The 22888-nt window shown below is 75.5% G+C and carries 6 protein-coding genes; 5 read left to right on the top strand and 1 reads right to left on the bottom strand.

Features of this window, described 5'->3' with window-relative positions; genetic code table 11:
• Positions 1-22: 22 nt before the first annotated feature.
• Genes EV371_RS23855 through EV371_RS23845 form a run of 3 tightly spaced genes read left to right on the top strand, consistent with a single transcriptional unit; the run spans position 23 to position 18539 of the window.
• On the top strand, positions 23-17758 hold the full coding sequence (locus EV371_RS23855) for a toxin glutamine deamidase domain-containing protein (RefSeq protein ID WP_165436822.1): 17736 nt from the start codon (positions 23-25) through the stop codon (positions 17756-17758).
• A complete protein-coding gene (locus tag EV371_RS23850; RefSeq protein WP_130464025.1) occupies positions 17712-17975 on the top strand; it encodes a hypothetical protein in 264 nt (87 codons plus the stop codon). The genes EV371_RS23855 and EV371_RS23850 overlap by 47 nt, the downstream gene beginning before the upstream one ends.
• Positions 17976-17978: 3 nt before the next feature.
• A complete protein-coding gene (locus EV371_RS23845; protein ID WP_130464024.1) occupies positions 17979-18539 on the top strand; it encodes a hypothetical protein in 561 nt (186 codons plus the stop codon).
• 54 nt (positions 18540-18593) lie between these two features.
• Here EV371_RS23845 and EV371_RS23840 read toward each other — a convergent pair whose 3' ends face one another.
• Entirely contained in the window at positions 18594-20285 is a 1692-nt protein-coding gene (locus tag EV371_RS23840; RefSeq protein WP_130464023.1) for a right-handed parallel beta-helix repeat-containing protein, read from the bottom strand.
• A gap of 85 nt (positions 20286-20370) precedes the next feature.
• Here EV371_RS23840 and EV371_RS23835 point away from each other — a divergent pair, with 85 nt between their 5' ends.
• Positions 20371-22080 carry a type VII secretion protein EccE gene (locus EV371_RS23835; RefSeq protein WP_130464022.1) on the top strand — a complete coding sequence of 570 codons (1710 nt, stop codon included), beginning with the start codon at positions 20371-20373 and terminating at the stop codon, positions 22078-22080.
• Entirely contained in the window at positions 22077-22814 is a 738-nt protein-coding gene (locus EV371_RS23830; RefSeq protein ID WP_130464021.1) for an SseB family protein, read from the top strand. Before EV371_RS23835 ends, EV371_RS23830 begins: the two co-directional genes overlap by 4 nt.
• Positions 22815-22888 lie beyond the last annotated feature (74 nt).

Below are 22888 nucleotides of genomic sequence, written 5' to 3'. Positions count from 1 at the left end.
TCGCGGCGGTCGCGCCGTGGGCATGGGCAAGCCGGATTTCGGGGAGTTCTGGAACGTCTTCCGCGACTCGATCCTCACCGTGCTCGGCGGCAGTGGCTGGCCCGACGCGGACGAGGACCTGCTCCGCGACCTTGCCGAGGCGGAACTGCTGCTCGGTGAGATCCTGACCGACCTCATGACCGACGCCGGGGGCGGGGTCAACCAGACCCTGGCCGCCTGGGGTGGCGAGGTCGGGCCGGCCCTGCTCGACCGGTGGAAGCTGATCAGCGGCGACGAGGGCGGGCTCGCCGACGCCCAGCGGGTGATCTACGAGGCGATGTCGGCGGCGTACTCGGCACAGGCCGCCACCCACGGGGCCAAGGTCCGGCTCTGGTCGATGCTCTCGCTGACGCTGCTGTCGCTGTTTCCCATTCTGAGCCTCGCCGCCGCGGGCGGTCCGGGCGCGATGGCGGCGGCCGCCGCGGGCACGGTGGCGGTCGCGCGGGTCCAGGCCGCGAGGATCTTCGCCGGCTACGTCGCCAAGATGGGAGCCAGAAAGGTCGCCGGTGCGGCGCCGGTCAAGGCGCTGCCGGCCGGCACCGCCGCACTCGCCCGAGGCGCCGGCGCCCGAGGGCTGGGCGCAGGTGCCACGGCCAGGGGGGTCGGCACCGCGGCCAGGGGACTCGGCCCTGCCGCGGCGCGGGCCGCCGGCCGACTCGCGCCGACCGTGGCACGCTCCAGCGCCCGGTTCGGCGCGTTCACCGGCGGGGTCGAGGTTGTCGCGCAAGCCTACGAGCTGGGCGAGGGTACCCGGACCACCTTCGACGGCGGCGCGATCGGCGAGGCGGCGATCGGCGGTGCGGCGGCCGGCGCGGTCTTCCCGGTGGCCCGCGCCGGGCTGGCTCGGCTGGGCCGGTCGGAGCGGTTGCCGGCCGCCATCCTCAAGGACGGGGTGGCGATGGGTGTCGCCCTGCCGGCCAGCAACCTGATCGTGCACGGCCAGGCACCCACGATCGGCCAGTTCCTCGCCGGTGCGGCGATGGGCGGCGGGATGCGCGTGCTGGCCACCGGCGCGCAGCGCACCGGGACCGCGATCCGCAACCACCGGGACGCCCGGGTGGCCCGGGAACTGGCGGACGGTATCAACGGCATCCGTCCGCCGGGCACGGCGCCCGCCGTGGCCCTACGGATTCCACGGGACGGTGCACTCTCGACCGAGGGACCGGGTGCGTTCGGCAGGATCGACCTCGCGCCGCCCGCCCCGGGTCGGGGCGAAGGCGGCAGCGGTCCCGGCGGCGCACCCGGTGGTGCAACCGGCGGTGCTCCGGGTGGTGGCCCCGGCGGTGCGCCCGGTGGTGGAAGCGGCGGTGCGCCGGGTGGTGGAAGCGGCGGTGCGCCGGGTGGTGGTGCGGCACCGCGCGGCGGCGCGCCCGGTGGGGCGGGCGGGACCGGCGGACTGGTGCCGCGCGGCGAGCCCGGCACCGGCAGGGTGGGCACGATCGCCGAGACGGCTACCCCGACCGCCTCCGGTGGACGTACCGCCCCTGGTGGCGAACCGGGCATGCGCGCAGAGTTCGAGCGGGGCTTCAACCGGACCGAGGCCGAGGTGGCGGCCCGGAACGACACCCGGATGTCCCGGCAGCGGCTGGAGGCGTTGCTCAGGCCTGAGCCGGGCGACCTGGTCGCGGCCGAGCGCGCCTATCACGAGGGGCTGCTCGATCGGGTCCGTCCGGAGACGCCCAACCCGGCGGCGCCCCGCGAGGCGGCCCCGCCGGCAGCGCACCGTGAGTCCACGCCGGTCGTGGCGCCCCGGGAGACCGCACCCGCGACGGCGCCGCGCGAGGTCGGGGCCGGCACGGCGCCTCGCGACGCCGGCCCCACCCGGCCGGTCCCCGTGCCGCAGTCCACTGAGGACGATGCCGGCATGCCGCCGGCTCGGCCCGGTTCCGGCTCGGCCGCTGCCGGTGCCGTCGCGCCGCCGGTGCGGAGTGGGTCCGGATTCCCGCCACCCCCGCCACCCCCGGATGTCGGCCCGCCCCCGGTGACCGGTCCGCCGGCAGGGCAGGCGCCGCCGGCCACCTTCGGGCGGCCACCGGTGCAGGCTCCGCCGCCGGTCGCACCGCCGGTGCTGTCCGGGCCGCCGCCGGCGTCGCCGGTCCCGGCCGGGCCGTCCGGTACGCCGCCGGTTCAGGCCGGGCCGTCACCGGCGTCGCCGGTCCAGGACGGGCCGCCCGGTATGTCGCCGTCGGCGAGCGGGCCGCAGCCGCCGGCCGCCCCCGCTCCGCCGGCCCCGATCGCTCCGCAGGCGCCGGAGCCGATCCCACCGCAGCCGCCGGAGCCGATTCCGCCGCAGCCGCCGGAGCCGATTCCGCCGCAGGCGCCCGAGCCGATCGCTCCGCAGGCGCCGGAGCCGATCCCGCCGCAACCCGCCACGCCGGAGCAGCTTCCGCCGGAGCTGCCGGTGCCGGGTGCCCCGACTCCGGCCGAACCGCCGCCGGGATCGGGTGCACCGGCCCGGAGCACGCCGGCATCCGGGCCCGCGCCGGCACCGGGAGCGGACCCGACGGGCCCGGCCGGCCCCGATCTGCCGGTGCCCGTACCGGCTCCGCCGACCGGTGCCGCGCCAGGGCCACCGACGCTCCAGCCGACCGTTCCCGCTGCGGTGCCGACGCCGGGCGGACCGGATACGGCGGCGCAGGGCGGTTCCGGCGTCGCGCGCGGCGGCGTACCGCTGGAGGCGTTGCCGGGCAGGCTGCCCCCGACGCCGCCGCTGCCCCCGAAGGGGCCGGAGGTCGTCACGCCGGCGCACCACGAGGTCCCGGTGCCGCATCCGGTGCAGCCGCCGCTGCCGCGTCATCAGGAGCAGCTTCTCCAGCATCCGAAGGAGCAGGTCGGGACGGCGCCGATGGAGCAGCCCGCGCCGCGCGAGCCGGAACCGGTGCCCGGCGTACCGGCCGTGCCCGGGATCCCGGTCACGCCCGCGGCGGCCGACCCGGCGGCGCGGCCGGCGGCGCCGGGCGGGTCCGCGGCGCGGCGCGCACCCGACCGCACGGCGCACCGCCGTCGGATGCCACCGCGCGGCGCGGGCAGCCCGAACGGCCTGATCTTCCTCGGCCTGCCGGAGAAACTGCTGCCCCTACCCGTGGCCGCCGGGCAGTCAGTGGCGGCGGCGCGGGCGGCGGTACAGCAAAGGGCGGTGGCACACCAAAGGGCGGCGGTACAGCAACGAGCGGTGGAGCAGGAACGGGCAGCGGGGCAGCAACGGGGGGTGGAACAGCCGCGGTCGGCGGCGCAGCGGGCGGCCGTCCGGACCGTACGGAAGGCGTTGCTCGACCGGATCGCCGACAACAGGCGGGCGCGGAAGGCGGAGCGGGTACGCCAGCGGCTCGCCCCCCTCACCCCCGTCCAGCGGCGGTGGACCCCACGGACGTTCATCACCTCGACCGCGATGCCCGGATACGGCAAGGCAGCGGACCCCAACCCCAGGGGAGTGTTCGAGGCGATCAAGGAGGTCGCGCCGGAGCTGGGCAGGCTGCTGGGCAACCGGTACCGGTCGATCGCGTTCCGCCCGGCTGCGACCCTCGACAGCTTCGACGACACGGGCCTGGCGGGCACCCTGATCATCCGGTCGAGGGTCGGGCGCTCCCTGCCACTGCCGGTCGTGGTCGGGGAGCTGGACGATCCGGTGATGGCGCGGACGGAGTTCGATCCGGGGAGTGGCGTGCCGACCAGGATCGTCGTGGAGTCGAAGATCCCGCCGGGACAGGAAGAGATCTCCGTCCTTCGACAGCTCGTCCACGAGTTACGGGAGCTGCACGCCGTCCAGGCCGGACTGCCGGCTCGGCTGCGCCGGGGCGCACGCAAGCCGGTGGACGTGCTCGACCGGCATGCGAACGTGGGCGATCCACTGCGTACCCGGCTGAGCCCGAACGACCACGGCCGGCTCGGCGAGGCGATCGTCCTGGTCCGCAAGGGCCGGGAGGTGGCGGAGTGGATCGACGCGACCGGGCTGCGTGCCGGCTACCCGGGGGCCGAGCAGCGGTGGCCACTGGCCCGGGCGGCACTGCCGACCGATGTCGCCGAGCGTGTCGGGCGGGAGCGGACGAAGGGGGCCACGACCCGGCAGGACAAGGCCCTGATCACCCTGCACCGGGAGTTGACCGGGGTACACCTGCCCGGTTCGCGGTCGGAGCTCGATCCCGCCCAGGAGTGGTTCGACGCCTTCCGGCGCTCCGGCGGGCTCGACGCGGCCGAGCGCGTCGTGGGCCTCGGCGACGGCGACGTCCGACGGTGGATCGACGCGGAGGACGTACGGCTGCGCGCCGGCTACCCCGGGGCGGACCCCAAGTGGGAACTCGTCGCCGCAGCGCTGGACGAGGCGGGCGCGCAGGCGGCACGCGAGCACGTCGAACGGGTCCGCGCCGAGCCGGCCACGGATCCGGCCGGCCGGGCCCTGACCGCCATCCACCAGGCGCTGACCACGACCGGCGTCACCGATGGCACCGGCGAGCTGCGGTTCACCGGAGAGTTCACCGGCCTTCGCCGCGACGGTGACACCGGTGCCTGGCATCCGGAGTACCGGATCCGGGTGACCTCGTCGCCGGCCGACCCGGAGCTGGTCGGGATGGAACGGCTGGTCCGGCTCACCACCCGCGACGGTCTCGCCGACCGGGTGGACCGGCCGGAGCGGCTGGACCGGCCGGTGTGGGTTGTCCGGCCGGAGCCGGGACAGGCCGACGGACTCTCGGCCGGCTTCGAGGTCCGGCTGGAGGAGGTCGCCGACGGCGGCGCGGGCACCGGGCAGGGCGACCCGATCGTGGCGGAGTTCATCGGCTTCCGGCGGGCCGCGACGGGGGAGGAGTGGCATCCCGAGTACCTGATGGGGTTCCAGGAACCGCCGGACGGCCCGGAGCGGCTGCACCGCCGCCCGTGGTTGCTGCGGCTGCGTCCGGAGCAGGTCGACGGCCAGGTCCCGGCCGGCTTCGAGGTCCGGCTCGAAGCGTTCGTGGAGAGCTTCGACCTGGTGTACCGGGTTGCCAGGGGAGTCACCGAGGACGACCTGAGCCGGGCGGCCGCCGACACCGTCGAGGCGATCCGCGGCATGCGCGCCCACCTGGTGATGTCGAACCCGTCACCGGAGCAGATCGCGGTGGAGGGCGGGAAGGGCGCGATGACCCGACTGTCCCCCGCCGGGGCCGCCCTGGTCGGTGTCGACGTGCCCGGCCTGGTCGTCCGTACCGCGGTGACCGCGTCGGCCGCGTCCTTCGCCGGGGCGCTCTACGAGCCGCGGACGAACCGGCGGCTCGCCCTCGCCGCCATCGCGCGGTACGACTTCGACGCCCGGTTCGTCGATCCGCACCTGCCCACCGTCGAGGGCGCCCAGAAGGCGCTCGACGGTGCCCAGGAGGCGGTGCGGGAGGCCACCGGCGAGAAGGTCAAGGCACCCACCCTCGTCGAGCCGGTCCCCGACGAGGAGTCCGATGCCGAGTCCATGGAGGCCGGCGAGACCACCCCGGCACTGGCCGCGCTCCGGGACGCCCTCGTCGGCGCGAGGATGTTCGGGTCACGCCCGATAACCGAGGTCGGCGGCGCGCACGAGCACGGCGACACGTCGTACGACGCCCAGTTCGACGTGCGCGGCTGGCACGGGCTCAACCGCGAGGAGTACCGGCGGCGGACCGTACGGGTGCACGTCCGGTTCGAGCGCGGTAGCGGCACCCGGCCGGAGGCGGTGGAGCGGCTCGCCGGATCCGATCGGGAGCACATTCTCGTCCGGGTGGATCTGGCCCGGCTCAGGCCCCGGGACGTGGCGCCCTCGGACGAGCGGTACGCCGACGCGCGGCGCCGGACCATCCGGCAGGCGATCGAGCGGGGCGCCCAGGGGCTGCCCGTCGAGCGGCCGCGAACCCTGCGGGAGCGCGAGGCCGAGCTGCGGGACCCCTACCGGGTGACGCTGCCCCGCACCGAACGCTGGTCCCACCTGCACCAGCGGGCACGCGACAGGCTGGTGGACGAGCTCGACCAGGCGATCGTCGGGGACACCGTCCTGGACTCGGACCCGATCGTCAAGGTGACCGGGGCGCACGAGCACGGGCACGAGTCCTTCGACGCGCACTACGACGTGCGGGGGCGGTCGGGGCTCAACAAGTGGCGGGTACAGATGCATGTCGTCTTCGTACCCGAGTTCAACCGGGATCCGAAGCTCGCCTCGGAGCGCGCGCCGCTCCCGGAGCCGGACCACATCCAGCTCCGGCTCGACCCGAACAAACTGAAGCGGCCGGGGGAGCCGAAGCCGCAGGAGCCGGCCGCGGACGCCGACGAGGCGACCAGGGCCGGGTACCAGGCGGACCTGGCGCTGTACCGACAGTCCCTCGCCGAGTTCGCCGAGGAGCGCCGGCGGGACGGGAAGATGCCTCCCCGCCGGCCGCAGGAGGACGCCGACGACCTGACCCGCGCCGCGTACCAGGAGGAGCGGGACCGGTACGACGAGGAACTCGCGGAGGAGTACGACGACGCGGTCAAGACGTACTTCGACAACCTCCGGCGAGCCGTCGAGCGAGCCGTCCGGCCGCTGCAGACGGAGGGAATGCGGACACACCCGGTGCTGGACGAGGGTGTTCCGGCCGGGCAGGCCGGTCTGCAGGCCGGGCTGCGGGTGGGCGGCAGGGGCACCGCCGCGGCCGCCAGCACCAGCGCGGCCGAGCACGCGGCCGGGCTGTCCGGGGCGCCACCGACACCGCCGGCCGGGGGGACCCCTCCGGCACCGGCTCCGGGCTCGCTCCAGGAGGGACTGTCGGCGGCCCGACAGGGGGCGGCGACCGCGGCGCCGAACGTCGGCTCGGAGGTGGCCGACCGGGGTCGGCGGAGCGTCGAGCAGACGTACCAGCAGCAGGTTCGGGCGGCGCGAGTGGCCGCGAAGCTGGCCGATGCGAAGCATCTCGCCGAGCAGGTGCTGGCTCCCCGGGGCCGGGCGGCCGCCTACCGCCAGGACGGCGAGATCACGAAGTTTCTGCGCAAGGCGAGCCGGGCGGTCAGCTCCAGCGCCGCGCGGGCCCGGGCCGACTATCGGCGCTACCGGACGGATCCGCCCCTGGAGCAGCGGTTCGATCTGCCGCTGGACCGTGCCGCGCAGGCCATTCGGGTGCTGGAGCGAGAGGGCGGCGAGCATCACCGGCCGTTCGAACTGGAGGTCTCCGACGACTGGCGGGCCGTCACCGAACTGGAGCCGCTGCTGGAGCGGACGCTCGCCGAGAAGCTGGAGTTCGTCGCCGCCGGCCTCGGGCCGGTGGACGGCGCGGCCGGGCTGGCGCTGCTGCAGCGGCTGCCCGCCGCCGAGCGGGCCGGCGTCGTCGCCGACATCGACGCGATGCGGCGGCTGCTCGCATTCGAGGCGCAGGAGGTGGGCCGGCGCGTCGTCGACCTGGGCGGGCTGGACAAGCTGGCGGAGTTCGCGCAGAAGACGACCGCCGAGCGGATCGCCGCGCTCGCCGGCCGTCCGGCACCGCGCGGGTTCCAGCCGTTCGAGCGGCTCGGCGGTGTGGAACAGGCTAAGGCCCTGGCCGACCTGACGGTCTTCGTGGAGGTCACCGCCTTCGAGGAGATGTCGACCCGGGAGCAACTCCTGGCGCTGGACGTGCTGGCGCTGTCCCGGGCGATGTCGGTCTTCCGGCGGTCCTCCTTCACCGAGCGGGAGCGCCAGGCCGATGCGCTGAGCAACCTGCGGGATGTCGTGGTCACCGGGCGCGGCCTGCCGATCGTGCAGCGGCCTCTGCTGGCGGCCTTTCCGGAGCTGGCGGACTTCGACCAGAAGAGCATGCCGGTGCAGTTGAGCATCCTCGACGCGCTGGAGCTGACGCAGTGGCTGGCGGGCTTCCAACGGCCGGCGCTGGTCGAGAAGGTCGAGCTTCTCGACGAGCTGGGCACCTTCCGGCGGTTGACCAAACAGGAGAAGCTGACCGACGCCGAGCGGCTCAGGTACGTCGACCACCCGGACGAGCTGTCGCGGCTCACCGCGTTCGCGCATCTGACGCCGGTGGAGTACGCGAGCCTGCGCAGGGAACTGACCCGGCTCCGGGGACTGCCCACCGGTGCCCGGAAACGGCTGCTGGAGCGCCTCGACGAGTGGGAGAGGGAGAACGGCAGCGTCGAGGTGCCCGTCCGGAGATTCTCGATGTCGGGCCGGCCGGTCCGGGTCGGCGTACTCGTCGACAAATCCGAGTCGGTGCGCGCCGGTCTGACGGCGCCGGTGGCACCCGACGTGCACCTCGTCGTTCTCGCCGGCGCGGCCACGCCGGACGAGGTGGAGGCGATCGTCCGGAACGAACTCGACGGGATCCGTGCCGTGGCCGCGCTGCAGCGCGAGGCGTTCGTGCCGAGGCTCGCCGACGCGGCCGTGAAGATGGTGGTACCGGCCGCGCATCTCGGGACGCGGATGCTGCTGCACAGCGGAGACATCAGGTACGCGATCATCGCGGCCCTGCTCGGCGGGTACGCTCCGGTGCACGCGGGGACCACCCGGTGGCTGGCGGAGCGCAAGGCGTCCCGGAAGGCGGGCGCGGACCTCGAGGCCGGAACGCCGGACGGGATCACCCGGGCCGGCCTGGAACGCGACCTCGCCGACGCCACCCTCGCCGTCGATGCCCAGCGGGACCTGCTGCGGCACCGGCTCGCCGAGATCCTGACGGACCCGGGAGCCACGAGTGAGCGGTTGGAGTTCGTCGAGCGGGCCCGGCGAAGTCTGTCCTACTCGGACGACGAAATGGCCGAGTGGCTCGACGCGGTCGTGCCCGAGCTGGGGATCGAGACCCACCGGGTCGAGAAGCTGGCGAAGAACGTCTACTCCTACACGCCACGGCAGCCGGGCGACGGGCCGGGCCGGCACGTCGACCCCGTGGTCGTCGTCGTCGACCACGACCGGGTCGACGAGGTGCGGGCGGTACGGCAGGAGTCCGGCGGCATCGGCGACCTGCGCCTCGTCGTACCGGACCGGGTCTCGCTCGGCGATGCCGACGAGGCGGCGACCCGGACAGCCGTCCGCGAACAGTTGCGCGACCGCCTTGTCGAGGAGCTGGAGTTCCTCCGCGACCGCCCGGACGGCCGGGCCGGCCTGAAGGCGTACCTGCTGCGCAACCTCTCGACCGAGGGCATCGCCGGCGGATCGATGGGAATCTTCGCGGCGCAGAGCGGTAGCCCGGTGGTCCAGTACAGCGCGGAGGGCAGCGCGTACCGGCTGCTGCTGGGCGGCATGATCGACCGGTTCGTCGACGGGCTGACCGGGGTACGCCTGCACCAGCTCCGGCAACTGCTCGCCCGGAACGGATGGCCGACCCTGCACGACCAGGTCCGGACGGCCGACCGGATCGACCACCTGGCGGAGTACCACGGCGCGCTCAACCGCCTGCTCGACCAGGCGGACCTGATCCGGCACGACCAACTGCTCGGCCCCGCACCGCCGGTGCCGGGCGGCATCGTCCCGGCGGTGAGCGGGCTGCGCAGGTCCGCCGACCGGCCGAACCGGGACGCGGTGCTGGCGTACGCGGGCCGGCACGCCGCAGCCATCGCCGAAGGTCTGCCGGAGCTGTTCCGCAAGGCGGTCTTCGACTCGGGCAGGTCGACCGACGCGAACAGCTCGACGCTACAGCTCAGCTTTCGGCAGGGCCGCAAGGTGGTTGTCGCGCTGGACGCCGCGGAACTGCCCGACGGGGCGATGGCGAGGGTCGAACCGAACCGGCGGCACGTGCTGCGCGGAGCCGCCGACCCCGTCACGCACCGGGTCATCCTGGACTCCCGTACCGTCCGTGGGCTCGACCTGCGTCGGGTCGTCGGCCAGGCGCTGGCGACGGTGTACGCGCAGGAGACGGCCGGCGAGGCCGACCGGTACCGCCGGATCGCCGACCTGACCGTACTGGCCGGCGCCGCCCGCTCCGGCGTGACGCTCTTCGTACGGCGGCTCGCGGAAGCCGTCGACCGGTACGGGTACCGGGAGGGCACGCCCGGAGCCGAAGAGCGCTGGCTGCTCGACCGCGACCGCTTCCCGGCGGAGGTACGCGACCGGCTCGACCGGGCGCGCCGGGACCCGAGTCCACCGGTGCACGCCGAGGAGCACCCGGCGAGCGGATTCCTCCAGCGTGGCCGGGAGAGCCCGCTGACCGACGCGGAGATCGGCCAGCGCCTGCGTGCCCGCCCGCCGGAGGTGTTCGGCGGGAAGGTGGTCGACCTCGTCGTCTCCGGCGACGGGCTGCGCTCGACGGTCTGGAAGCCGGACGGCGTCGAGGTCCACTTCGCGCACCGGGCGGTACCCCCCGAGGAGCTGGTCATCCCCGGCGAACCCGACCGGGTCGCGGTGTCGCGGATCCGGCAGGGCTCCGGCACCGAGGAGGATCCGTTCGTCCTGGAGGTGTCGCGGCTGGCGCCGGACGCGGTGGTCGACCGGGCCGCGCCACACGAGATCGGGCACAAGGTGGCGGGTCCGGTGACGCGCGGCGCCGATCCGGAGCGGTACCCGCGCGAGGTCGAGCTGCGGGTCATCGGCTACAAGCTCGACGCCGCGACGGATCCGGCCGAGCTGGACGCGCTGATCGCGGACGGCCGGGCGCTCCGCGCGGAGCTGGGCCTGACGCCCGCCGCTGAGGGCGATGCCGAGCCGGGGTGGCTGGCACCGGACCTGGGGGCGATCCTGCGTGGCCTGGACACACCGGCGGAACAGCAGGCCCGGCAGGCGGCTGCCGAGCGCCGGCACGCCGAGCGGGCGGCGCGGGCGCCCACCGGAGTGGGCCGGACCGTCGCCGACGAGCGGCGGATCGCCGAGCGGGCCCGCCGGGCCGCGGTGCGCTGGCACGACCGCGCGGCCGCGCTCCGGATCGAGGCACGGCAGGCCACCGACCGGGCGGTGGACCTTCGCGACCTCGCCGAACGCGTCGCGCTGGCCGCCGACGCGCTGCCCGGTAGGGATCCGCGCCTGCCGTACCTGCGGGCGGCGGCGGAGCGGGTGTCGGGGCGGGCGGCGACGTTCGACACCCGGGCCGAGGTGGCGCTGCGGGAGGCCGAGGCCGCGGAGGCTCGGCGAGCGGCCCGGCTGGCCGACCACGATGCCGCCCTGACCCGGGCCGAGGTGGCGGGTACGGAGCACGCCGGTGCGGCGCCCGGCACCCCGGCACCGCCGTCGCTGGTGGCCCGGCACGCCCTGGAACGGGCCTGGCCGCGTGACGCGACGGGCGGGTTCCGGCGCCCCGACGTCCTGGACGCCGAGCTGGTACGCCTGATCAGCCCGTTCGAGGATTCGGTGGACGCTCAGGTGGTCCTCGCCGAGGCGTGGCTCTACCAGCGGCTGACGGTCAGCACTCCGGCGCCGGGCGTCGGCACCGGGATCGACGTGCCCGCGGCGATCGAGGAGCGCACCGGGGCGCGGTACCAGACCGTGCCGGCCGACCCGACCGGCACCGCGATCGACCGGGTGGTGCGGGCGGTCCGCGACGGCGGGGTGGGGGCGTACGCCTCGCTCGTGCTGTACCGGCCGGACGGCGGTCACGTCGTGGCGGCGGTGGTGCACGACGGTGCCGGGGTGCGGTTCGTCGACCCGCCGCACGGGCCCGCGGACTCGGCGGCGGAGCTCTACGGCGAGTGGGTGGTCACCGCGCCGGGCCACGTCGAGGCGCTGGTGGTCGACGCTGTCCACCGGCCGGTGCCGATCCCGGGCGCGCCGCGCGGCCTGCACAGTCGGTACCCGGTCCCGGTGGCCTACGACGCCGCCCTGCCGGAGCCGGACCGGGTGGCCGCACGGATCGCGCGGGAGGCCGCTGACCTGGCGCGGGAGTTCGTGACGTTGGCGAGACGGCGGGGGTGGGCCGCGACCGCTCTGGCGGAGGAGCGGCGCCTGATCGACGAGGTGCGGGACGGCCGCGAGAGCCGGATAGCGCACCAGCTCATGGCGGCGTACTCGGGCAGCAGCCGGGACAGCGCCCGCGGCGCCGGGCGCTTCGACGGGCTGATCGCGCTGCACCACGAGCTGGCCGCCGTCGCGGCGCGGATCGAGGCCGAGGCGGGTTCGCCGGAGGACCGGGCGACCGCGTTGCTGCGGGCCGCCGCCCACCAGCGCGGCGCGGATCAGTCGAACACGCTGGTCGAGGTGGCGGAGCACCTCGCGGAGCTGATGGAGGCGAACCGCCGTACCGTCGAGGACGCGAGGCAGCAGGCCGAGGTGGGGGTACGGCGAGGTGTGGCCGAGCACGAGACGCTGGTGTCGCGTCGCCGGGCGCTCGACGACGAGGTCGCGGTGCTGGCCGACCGGGTCGGTGAGCGCACCGGCGAGCTGGCCGACGAGGCGCGCCGGCTGGCACGCGAGCACCGGGCCACGGCCGCTGGCGCTGACCCGGGACCGTCTGCGGAGTCCGAGGTGCTGGCCAGCCGGCACGCCGAACTCCGCGACCAGGCGCACCGCGCCTGGCGGTGGCGCCGCGAGAAGATCATGGCCGCGCAGGCGCACGAGCGGGCCGGCGCGGATGCCGAGGCCCGGCGCTCCTGGGAGCGGGCCATCGGGTACGAGCGGGAGGCCCGCTCCGTCGAGCAGCGGGCCGAAGCCGTCCGCGCCGAGCTGACGCGGATCCGGCGACAGGAGGAGGCGGCGGGCGCGGCGCGGGCCGCGGCCAAGGAGGTCGCCGAGCGGTACGAGGTGGTGGCGGACGGCTGGGACCGGGTGCACGGCGGCGAGCAGGAGATCCGCGACAGCCGCCGGTTCACCGAGGGACACCTCCAGGAGATCGTCGGCTCCGATCTCACCCGTCATCGCCGGGCGCTCGAGCGGATGCGCAACATGGTCGAGGAGTACCGGCTCGACCGGTGGGCCGCCGAGCGGGAGGCGCAGGCGCGGTACCTGCGCGAGACCGGCGGGGACCAGGACGACGCGGCGTGGCTGGTCGACGAGGTGCTGGGCAGTTGGGACCGGCTCGTCGAGCGGCGGCGGGAACTGGACGAGGCGATCACCGCGCTCGGGGAACGGGCCAGGGTCGCCCGCTCCGACCACGACGAGGCACGGCGGACGGAGCAGGTGCTGGCCGCCGAGACGGCGTACGAGATGAACCTCACCGCGCAGGTGCTCGAAAGGGCCGACCAGGCGCACCGGCGGTTCCGGCAGGGGGATCCGGTCGGGTCCCCGCGGGTGCACGCCGACGAGGTGCGGGATTCCCGGTTCCGGCAGGCCGAACTCCCGGATGACGAGCCCGGGGTGACCGACGGGGAGATCTTCGCGGCGCTCGCCGGGCTGAACCTCGCCGTGTTCGCGGGCGATCCGGTACGCCTGGAACAGCCGGATCCGGCACATCTGCTGGCACACCTGACCGGCCGCGACGATCCGGTGCACTTCCGGGCGGCGGCATCCGACCTGCCGCCCGGCACCGTCGCCCTGACCGAGCTGCGGGCCGGCACCGGCGACGATCCGCACATCGTCAGGGTGACCAGGAACATCCGGGTCGCCGACCGGCCGGCGATCCTGCCCCGGGCCGCCGCCCACGAGATCCGGCACGCCGTGCTGCACCTGGCCGGGCACGACGGGCAACTGGCCGAGATCGCGGCGCGGCAGACCGAGCTGCTGATCGTCGCGGACCAGATGACGCGGGCGGCGGGCGCCGAATGGGTGGCCCTGCGCGCCGATGCCGATGCGCTGCGACGGCACCTCGCCGCCGGGTCCGCGCCGGCCGTCGAGGAGCCGGGCACCGCACCGCCCGACCCGGTCGCCTGGCGGGAGGCGTACCTGCGACCCGGCGTCAGCCCGCGCCTGCTCGACGCGCTGCGTACGATTCCGGCCCAGGTCGAGGCCGTTGCCACCGTGGTGGCCGCCGAACGGGACGCGCTCGTCGGCGTACGGCGAACCCTCCCCGACCTGGTCCGGCCCCACCTGGACCGGCGCCTCGGCACCCGGACCCCCGAGCCGGTCCGGGCGCGGTTCACGGATGCGGCGGCGCGGGTCGAGCTGGCCTCCCAGCGGCTGCACGGGGTCGACCAGGAGTTCCTGGCGTTCCGCACGCAGTTCCCGACGGACGGCGGACCCATCGTCGACGCGATGCTCGGGCAGCTCCGCGCTGTCTGGGAGCCGCTGGTCCGGGCGAAGAGCCGGGCCGGGCGGGCGAGTTGGCTGATGGCCGCACTCCGGCCCGGCCTCGACGGCAGGCGGCCCGATCCCGACGGGGCCGGCCGGCTCTCGGCCGTCACCGGCGCCCTCGACCGGGCGGTCGAGGTACTGGAGAAGCTGGTCGCCGAGCTGCCCCGGATCACCGCGCGGGCGGCGGGGACGGTCGACGAGCTGACGCACCGGTTCGGCCAGCCGGCGCCGGCCGCACCCGATCCGGCGCCGGAGATCGCATCCGGGCCCGGAGCCGAAACTCCCGGGGCGTGGCGGTACGCGGCCAGCCCGGCCCGGTATGCCGCCGTACGCGAACTGCCGGACCGGCTCGACCGGCAACTCCTCGAACCGCTGGAGGCTCCGCTGCGCTCCATCGCGGCGGTCCAGGAGGAGTTGCGCGCGCTCGACGGCATGCTCGGCACGCTCCGGGACGCCGGGCAGTGGCCGGACCGGGCCGCACGGGCCGCCCTGACCGGCCCGGCGGGGGAGCAGGTCCGGCGCGACGCGCTGCGGACCGCCGCGCAGGCGCTGCGTCGCCTCGGTGACCCGGCCGCGACCCCGTCGCCGCTGCCGGAGGTGCCGGCGCCGGCTGTGCTGCCCGGCGGCGAACAGATCGCGGACGTGCTGGCCCTGGCTGCCGGCGTCCAGCAGCAGCTGTCGAGCAGTGCGGGCATGGCGTCGGCGCTCGGCCGCGAGGTGGCCATGGTCGACGACCACCTGGTGCGGACCCTGGCCGAGAAGCGACCGGTGGACCCTGCCGGGCGGCTGGACGCCGCGGTCACCGCCGTACGCCAGGTGGCGGCCAGCTCCGCAGAGCTGGCGGACCGGCTGAACGAGCAGCGCTTCCGGCTGGTCCGGCTGATCGACCTGGCGCAGCAGGCCGCCGAGGGGGTGACGCCGGGGGACGCCCCCGCCGTACGGGTCGGCGAGATGACGGTCGCCGAGCTGGCGAGGTACTACCAGGTGGAGCCGGTACCGGCGGGGATCGTCCTCGCCCGGTCGTCCCAGGCGCGGGCGTTCGCCCGGGCGTTCCCGCCCGAGGACGGCGACTTCGTCGTGGTGGTGGACACGGTGACCGCGCCGGACGGCGAGATTCTCGGCTTCCATCCACCCGGTACACCGACGGGTCGCGACGAACTGATCGACGTCGCGGAGCTGTGGGAGCTGACCCGGCGGGCGATCGAGCTGTCCGGGCGTACGGCGATCCGCCGGGTCGTGCTGGTGGCGTCCGGGGCGGCGAGCGGGCCGGAGCCGCTGACCGCGCGGTTCCAGGAACTCGCCGGCAGCGCCGGCATCGAGGCCACCGTGGGCCCTCGCGGCACGGTGTGGCTCACCCCGCAGGGCGAGCCGTTCGTAGCCGCCGCCGGCTGGGACCCCCGGCTCGGGCGCCTGGTGCCGGCCGGTCCGGACGCGGGTTGGCAGGCGTCCACGACGGACGGTGCGACGACCCGGGTGGCCCTCGGGGCACCGCCGGTCCGGCCCGACCGGCTGGCGGCGGAGAACCTGGTCTGGATGGTGGACGGGGGGACCGACGGTGGGATCTCCGGCCGGGACGTCGACGTACCGGACGGGTTCGCGTTGGTCGTGGTCGCCAGGCGCCAGCCGGCCTGGCGGCTGGTGGCCGACCTGAAGGGCATGATCGCGCGCGGCGAGCTGCCCGCCGAGTTCCGCCAGCGTGGTCTGCTGCTGGCCCGGGTCGACGACCAGGCCGGTCCCGGCAAGCCGGCGGTCGGCACCGGCTCGTACGGTGCCGAGGTCGCCCGTGCCTGGGGCGCGCCGGTGCTGACCGCACCGGGCGACCTCTGGCTGCGGCCGGACCCGGTGGGCCGGTGGCGGATCCAGGTCGCGGGTGTCGAGTACGCGCCGGGTGAGGGGCTGCGGCCGGTTCCGCCGGTACGGCCGGCCGACCTCGACCGGATGCGGCTGTTCCACCCGGACGGGCGGGAGCCGACCTGGGTACGGCTGGGCGACGCGGACGACCTGCGGCGCACCGAACTGCTGGCGGCCTCCGGCGCACGCCCCGGGCCCGCACTGCCCGACGTCCCGTACGCGTCGGCGCTGGCCCGAGGCATCGAGTTCGCCGACCGGCCGGCCGGATGGGTCCGGCGTCCCCCGCTGCCCGGGCACGTCGACCTGCACGTCGAGCCGGCCGGGCCGGACGCCTTCGCACCGGGCGACCTGCTCCAGCCGCTCGACCCCGAGCGGCTCGGCGAAATCGTCCGCCGCTGGCGCGAGCAGGGCCTGCTCGGTCCTGAGCAGTGGCGCCGGGGCATCCGACTGCCCGGCGTGCCGGTCTCCACGTTCGACCCACGGGTGGCGCGGCTGGCGGTGGCCTCCGGGGAGTCCGTGCTGGTGCCGTGGGGGGAGACCGGCGCGTACGTCCGGTACGCCCCGGACGGGCGGATCGCGCCCTACTACGCGGCGTCCCGGCCGGCCCTGCTGGCGCCGGTCGGCGACGCCTTCCTGGCCGCGTCCGGTACGGAGTCGGTGGCGGATCTCCCGGCGCCGTACACCCCGACGGAGTACCCGCTCGCCGAGGCGTCCGGGCTGGCCAGGTACGGGGCGGTCGCCACCAGGGACGGGGTGGCGTTCGATCCGCCTCCGGGCTGGGAGGCGCCCGATCCGGTGCCGGGTTTCGTCGGTGTGTGGGCCCGGGACCAGCAGTGGTTGCCCGAACGGCTGGGACCGATGGCCGACGAGGGACTGCTCGGCCCGGCCCGGCGCGACACCCGGCTGCTGCTCGACCAACCGGCCACCCCGCAGAGCGCGGCCCGGCTGGCCCGGGCCACCGGGATGACCGTGGTCGCCCGCACCGACGGCCGGGAACCGTCCACAGAGCGCGCCGGCCTGATCCGGGACCGGGTGCGGCGCACCCCGGACGGTGCGGCCATCGCCCCCGAGATCGGCATCTTCCAGGAGTACGGGCCGGACGGCTCGGTGCGGCCGTACCTCCCCGAGACCTGGTCCAGCCAGCGCGAGCGGGATCTCTACGACCGGGCCGGTGACCCGCTCGACGACCTGCTCGGCGCGCGCCCCGCGTGGCGGGACGAGTTCGGCCGGGTCGCCTCCGGTGCCACCCGGCCCGTCCTGCTCGGTCCGACCGCGCACCGCTTGCCGCACTACGAGATGAGCCTGGTGACCGCGTTCCGGCGGTTGGCGGCGGGCGACGGCGACGACGGTCCGCCGTACCCGGTCATGCTGACGGCTCCGCCGTCGTTCCGGGAGGCGGACCTGCTGGCCGTCGAGGACGGCATCCTCTACCGGGTGACCGACGGCGGACGCCGGCCGCTGGATGTGGTGGACGGCGACTTCTTCCTGACCTCGGCCGGGCAGGTCGTCCTCGGGGTGCCCCGGGGCCAGGTCGCCGGCGCCGGCAGGCTCACCGTCAGCCGTGGGCGGCTGCGGCACGTGTCGGACACCGGGGACGATCCCCGGTTCGTCCTGACCGCCGTCCGGGAGCTGATCCAGCTCGGAGTCGAACCGGATCCCGCCGGGCTGCTGCTGTTCGGGTCCGACGATCCACACGGCAGGCTGACCCGGTTCGGCGCGGACGTCCGCCCGGCGACCGGCCGGGCCGAGCAGCCGCCACCGCCGCCGGCCGGTGCGGAGCCCGCTCCTGGTGCGGAGCCCGCCACCCGGTCCGGAGCTCGCGGTCCTGCTGGCTGACAGCGAGGCGATCCTGCTCGACCTCGACGGGCCGGCCGCAGACCTCTTCGCGGTTCGCCGCGTCGGCGTCCGGATAACCTGGTACGCGAACAAGCCGGCGAAGGTGGCACCGTATGCGAACGGCGGCCTCGACGTGGTCGTGGTCAGCATGCGGGACATCGCCGAGGCACTGCGCCGGCTGTGGTCCTCGGCCGGCGACGAGGAGACGGGGAGGTAGGCGGTGGCGTTGCCGCTGGAGCGGTCGGTGGAGGAGGCGCACCTCTACATGGCGCTGCGCCCGTGCGACGTGTGTGGCGAGTCCGATTTCGACTGCCAGAGCGCGGTCGTGATGGCCGAGGGGGACCTGGCCAGCCGGTACCACGGAGCGTGCTCCGGCTGCGGCACCGCCCGCCAGTTCGTCTTCCGGCTGCCCCAGACGGTGTCGCTGCCCGGCCGGGGGCTGCGGTTCGGCGGGCCCGAACCGTCCGAGTTGCTCGACGCCGGTGAGTGGCTCTGGGTCGCCGGCAACTTCGCGGCGTCCCGGCCGATCGGCGAGCTGGCCGAGCTGACCGAGACCGAGCTGACCGAGGTGCGCCAGGATCTGGCCGGCGCGGCCGCCGCCGTGGACGAGGTGCTCAAGTTTCTTCCGGAGGACGCCGAGGAGGTGCCGGACGACGCGTTCTGGTCGGAGCGGGGCCGGCGGGTGCGCGCCGACGACCCGGCCGAGTTCCGGCGCGACCGGCTGGAGGTCCGCCGGGACCGCTACCGGCAGGCGCTGGCGACCATCGGCGACCCCGACTGAGCGGATGAACCCGGCCGGAGGGGCTCGGCGGCGGCCCGCGGACCGCCACCACCGTCAGCGGCCGAGGACCGTGCGGAGGTCGGCGGCGGCGAGCCGCCGCAGGTCGGCGATGTCGGGCCGCCCTCCGGCGGCGAGCAGCCGCTGGGCCTGCGCCTTGCGTACCGCCTCGAACAGCTTGCGGGCCTCGCGGGCGTTACCGAAGTTCGCGTCCCGGCGTACCGTGCCGAAGTGGTCGAGCAGCAGTGCAACGGCCTCGTCGGTGAACTCGTAGTCCGACGCCGCGGCGATCCGCTGGGCGATCAGCACCAGCTCGTCGGGCTGATAGCTCTCGAACTCGACGGTGGCGGAGAACCGGGAGGCCAACCCGGGGTTGGACGACAGGAACTGCACCATCTCGTCGGTGTAACCAGCCGCGATCACCGCCACCTCGTCGCGGTGGTCCTCCATCAGCTTGACCAGTGTGTCGATGGACTCCTGACCGAAATCGGCGCGGGAGCCCGCCCTGGACAGCGTGTAGGCCTCGTCGATGAAGAGCACCCCGCCCCTGGCGGCCTCGAACGCCTCCGCCGTCTTCTCCGCGGTGTGCCCGAGGTACTGCCCGACGAGGTCGCGCCGGGAGACCTCCTTGAAGGTGCCCTTCGACAGTACGCCGAGCGCCGCCAGCAGCTTGCCGTAGAGGCGGGCGACGGTGGTCTTCCCGGTGCCCGGGGCGCCGGCGAAGATCAGGTGATGTCCGGACTGGTCGACGGCGAGCCCGGCGCTGTGCCGCCACTCGTTGACCCGGATCTCGTCGATGAGCCCGCGTACCTCGGCCTTGACTCCGGCGAGGCCGATCATGGCGTCCAGTTCCGCCAGCCGCAGCTGGATCGCCTCGGCGTCCTGCCGGTCCGGCTCCTGGCGGCCGGCGCCGACGCGGTTGCCGGCACCGGCCCGGATCGGCGCTTGGTCGTCGGACCCGGTGACCCGGGTGGTCGCCTCCCCGGCCACGTCGATGCCGGGCGGGCTGGTGTTCTCCACCCGGCACCCGGCCACCTCGCCGCCACAGCCGCGGCCGATCTGGATGCCGACGCCCTGGGTGTCGTGGACCCAGCAGTCGCGGATGGCCGGGGTGCTCTCGTGCACCACGACGATGCCCGCGTCGCCGGTGTGGGCGATCTCGCAGCCCTCGATCACCGGGCTGCCGAACTGGTAGACGTAGACGCCACGACGTCGGCAGCGGGTGATCGTGGTGCCCCGGATCTCCGGGTCGGCACCGATCCGGACGATCACGCCGTCGTCGGCGAGGTCGGTCAGCTCGCAGTCGGTCATCGTGCCGCCGGAGTCCTCGAAGAGGACGCCGTACTGGCCGCCGGTGACCCGTACCCGCTGGGCGAGCAGCCGGGCCCGGTCGCGTACGTCGACCGCCGCGCCGTAGCCGGTGCTGACCTCGGTCCGCTTGAGCGACACCGTGGCGCCGCGCGTACTGACCGCTGGCAGGTCACCGCCCCGGATCGTGAAGCCTTCGACGCTGACGTCACCGCCGCGCACGGTCAACGCCGGATACGGCAGGTCGCGCGCGTCCACCTCGACCGTGCCCGAGTCGTCCGCCGGAGCGAGCCGCAGCGTGAGCCCGTTGCTGAAGAGCGCCTCGCGGTAGGTCCCGGGGGTGACCAGCACGGTCGCGCCCGGCGGGGCGGCGGCGAGCGCTTCACCGATCGTGGCGTACGCGCCGTGCTGCTTCGGCGCCACCAGCAGAGTCCGTGTCATCCTGCGCACAGCATAGTCGGGCTGACATCGCGTCGGTACGCTGTGCCGACACTGATGATCTCCAACCGTGGTGAGGTTTCCGCCGATGTCGACTGTGGTCACCCGGGTTCCGACGGCGCCGCTGGTCGCCGCGCAGGTGGCCGTCGTCGGCGTGCTGCTGGCCGCCGCGTACCCGGTCGCCTGGTGGTCCTGGACGGTGCTGGCGGGCGGCCTCGGCGCCGGGGCGGTGGCGTTGCTGTGCCGCCGTCCAGGGCGGCGCGCCGGCCGGCGGGACCGGGCCCCGGGCGGGTCGCTCCGGGTGGGCACCGTGGAACGGGCTGGGCTGACGGTCGGCGTCGCCGAGGACGCCGGTGGCTGGTTCGCGGTCGCGGAGCTGGCTCCCCGGCTGGACCTGCGCCCCGAGACCGCCGCCCTTCCCCCGCTCACGGCTGTCGCCCGGGTCCTCGCCGACGGCCGGGATCCCTCCGCCGTCCAGCTCGTCTCGCACACCGTCGCCGCACCGACCACGCGACTGCCGCCGGACGCGCCGCTCCTCGCGTCCTACCGCGAGCTCGCCGCCGGGGAGTCCACGGTGGCGCACCAGGTCTCCTGGCTCTGCGTCCGGCTGGACGCCTGCGACGGCGCGGCGGTGATGGCCCGGCACGGCGGCGACCGGGCTGCACCGGCGCGGGCGACCGCCGCGGCGATCCTGCGGGCCAGCCGTACGCTCCGGCTGACCGGTGTCGCCTGCCGGGTGCTCGACGCCCGGGAGCTGACCGACGCGCTGACCCTGGCGAGCGTCGACGGGGTCGCCGCCAGCGGTCTGGCCCAGGTCTGTTACGGCGTGGAGAGCGTGCCGAAACCGCTGGCGGCGGCGGTTTCGGCGGCGCCGGCCGCCGCCACGACGGTCGCCACGACCGTGGCGACCGGCCCACAGGGACTGCACGCCCGCCGGCTGGTCCGGGTGGTCGCACCGGCGGGCGAACTGCGGCGGTGCGACACGGTCCTGCGGTCCGGTGCCCGCCGTGGCGGTGTGCCGGTCACCCGCCTCGACGGGCGGCACGCCCAGGCGGCGTACGCGGCCGGGCCGACGGGCGCGGCGCTGCCGCCCTCCGGCGGGTACGCCGTTGCCGGCGCGGCGGCCGGTCTCGACCCGCTGGACGTGCCGTGGCGTTCGATCGCGCCGGGAGAGACGGTGGAGCAGGCGGATCCGGCCGCGGCGGTGGGTGTGATGTTCGGCCGCGACGTCGACCGGCGCGCCACGGTGGTACGGATCTTCCGACCCTGGCCGACCGAGCTGGTGGTCGTCGGTGGCCACGTCACCGCTGCGGTGATCGCCCTTCGCGCCCTGGCCACCGGTGCGCTGGTCTTCGTGCGTACCGCCCGGTTCGCCGACTGGACCAGGCTGGCCCACGCCGGGCAGTGTCCGGACCGGCTCTGCGTCGGGGTGGAGCCACCGCCGTCGGCCGATCCGCACCGGCCGACCCTGGTCATCGACGACCTCGACCCGGACGGCGCCACCACCCGGGTGGCCCTACGGCCGTGGCAGACCCGACTCGCCGTGGTCAACCACCTGGCTCCCGCGGGCGCACGCCGGCTGGCCGGCGCCCACCTCGCGATCCTGCACCGGCTGGCCGAGGACGAGGCGGAGGTCGCCGCGGGCGCCCTGGACATGACCGGCGACACCCCGCAGGTGCTGACCAGGCTGCCCGACGACATGGTCGCGCTGGTCGGCGGTGGGGTGAACAGCTACACCTGGCTCGAACCGACCGACTGGGAGCGGGCCGTGACCGGTCACCGGGCGGCGGGTGGGTGAACGCCTGGCGACCGGACCGGCAGTTGCTGGCCGCGCTGCACGACGCGGCCGGCCGTGCCGACCCGGACACCTACCTGACCGTCCTGCTGGACAGCTGCGTCGTCATGCCCGGCGATCCGGCGGCGGGCCGGTGGGCGGTGGCGCAGACCGGAGACGGTCCGTGCGTGGTCGTCTACTCGTCGGCAGAGGCGCTGCGGGACAGCACGATCGACGCCCCGTCGTACGTCGTGTGGCCGGTCTTCGACCTGCTGTACGCGTGGCCCGATCCCGGCTGGTCGCTGCTTGTCGACGGCGGGCTGCCGACCGAGGTCCTCTTCGAGCCGGAGGCGGTGGTCCAGGCCGCCGAGCGGGCGGTGCGGGCCCATCCGCTCGACGCCGCGCTGTGGGCGGCGGCCGGCGAGCCGGAGTCCTATCTGGATGCGCTGACCACCGCCGACGTCGTGGTACCGATCCGGCCGGACGGCTCACCGTCGCGCGACCTGAGCGACCCGGACTTCGCCTGGTGGGTCGCGCCCGACGAGCCCGCTGTCGCGGTCTTCACGTCGCCGGCACGGTTGCAGGCACGCCTCGGCGACGTACCGTGGCTGGTCGCCGCCTTCGTCGACCTGGTACGGCACTGGCCGGACGGGTACGCCGCGCTCGTCGATCCGGACCACCACATCGGCGCGCGGCTGCCGATCGAGGTGATGGCCGCCATGGCGGCGGCCGTGCGGGAGCACCCGACGCCGTCCTGAGCCGGGCGCACCGTCCTGTCCGCCGGGCGCGTTCACGCCGTCGGCCCGGCCGCGGAGTGGCGGCCGGGCCGACG

It is taken from the genome of Plantactinospora sp. CNZ321 (genome assembly GCF_004217235.1).
Note: the sequence above shows the minus strand (reverse complement) of the source record. Positions and strands in the feature narration are given on the sequence as shown.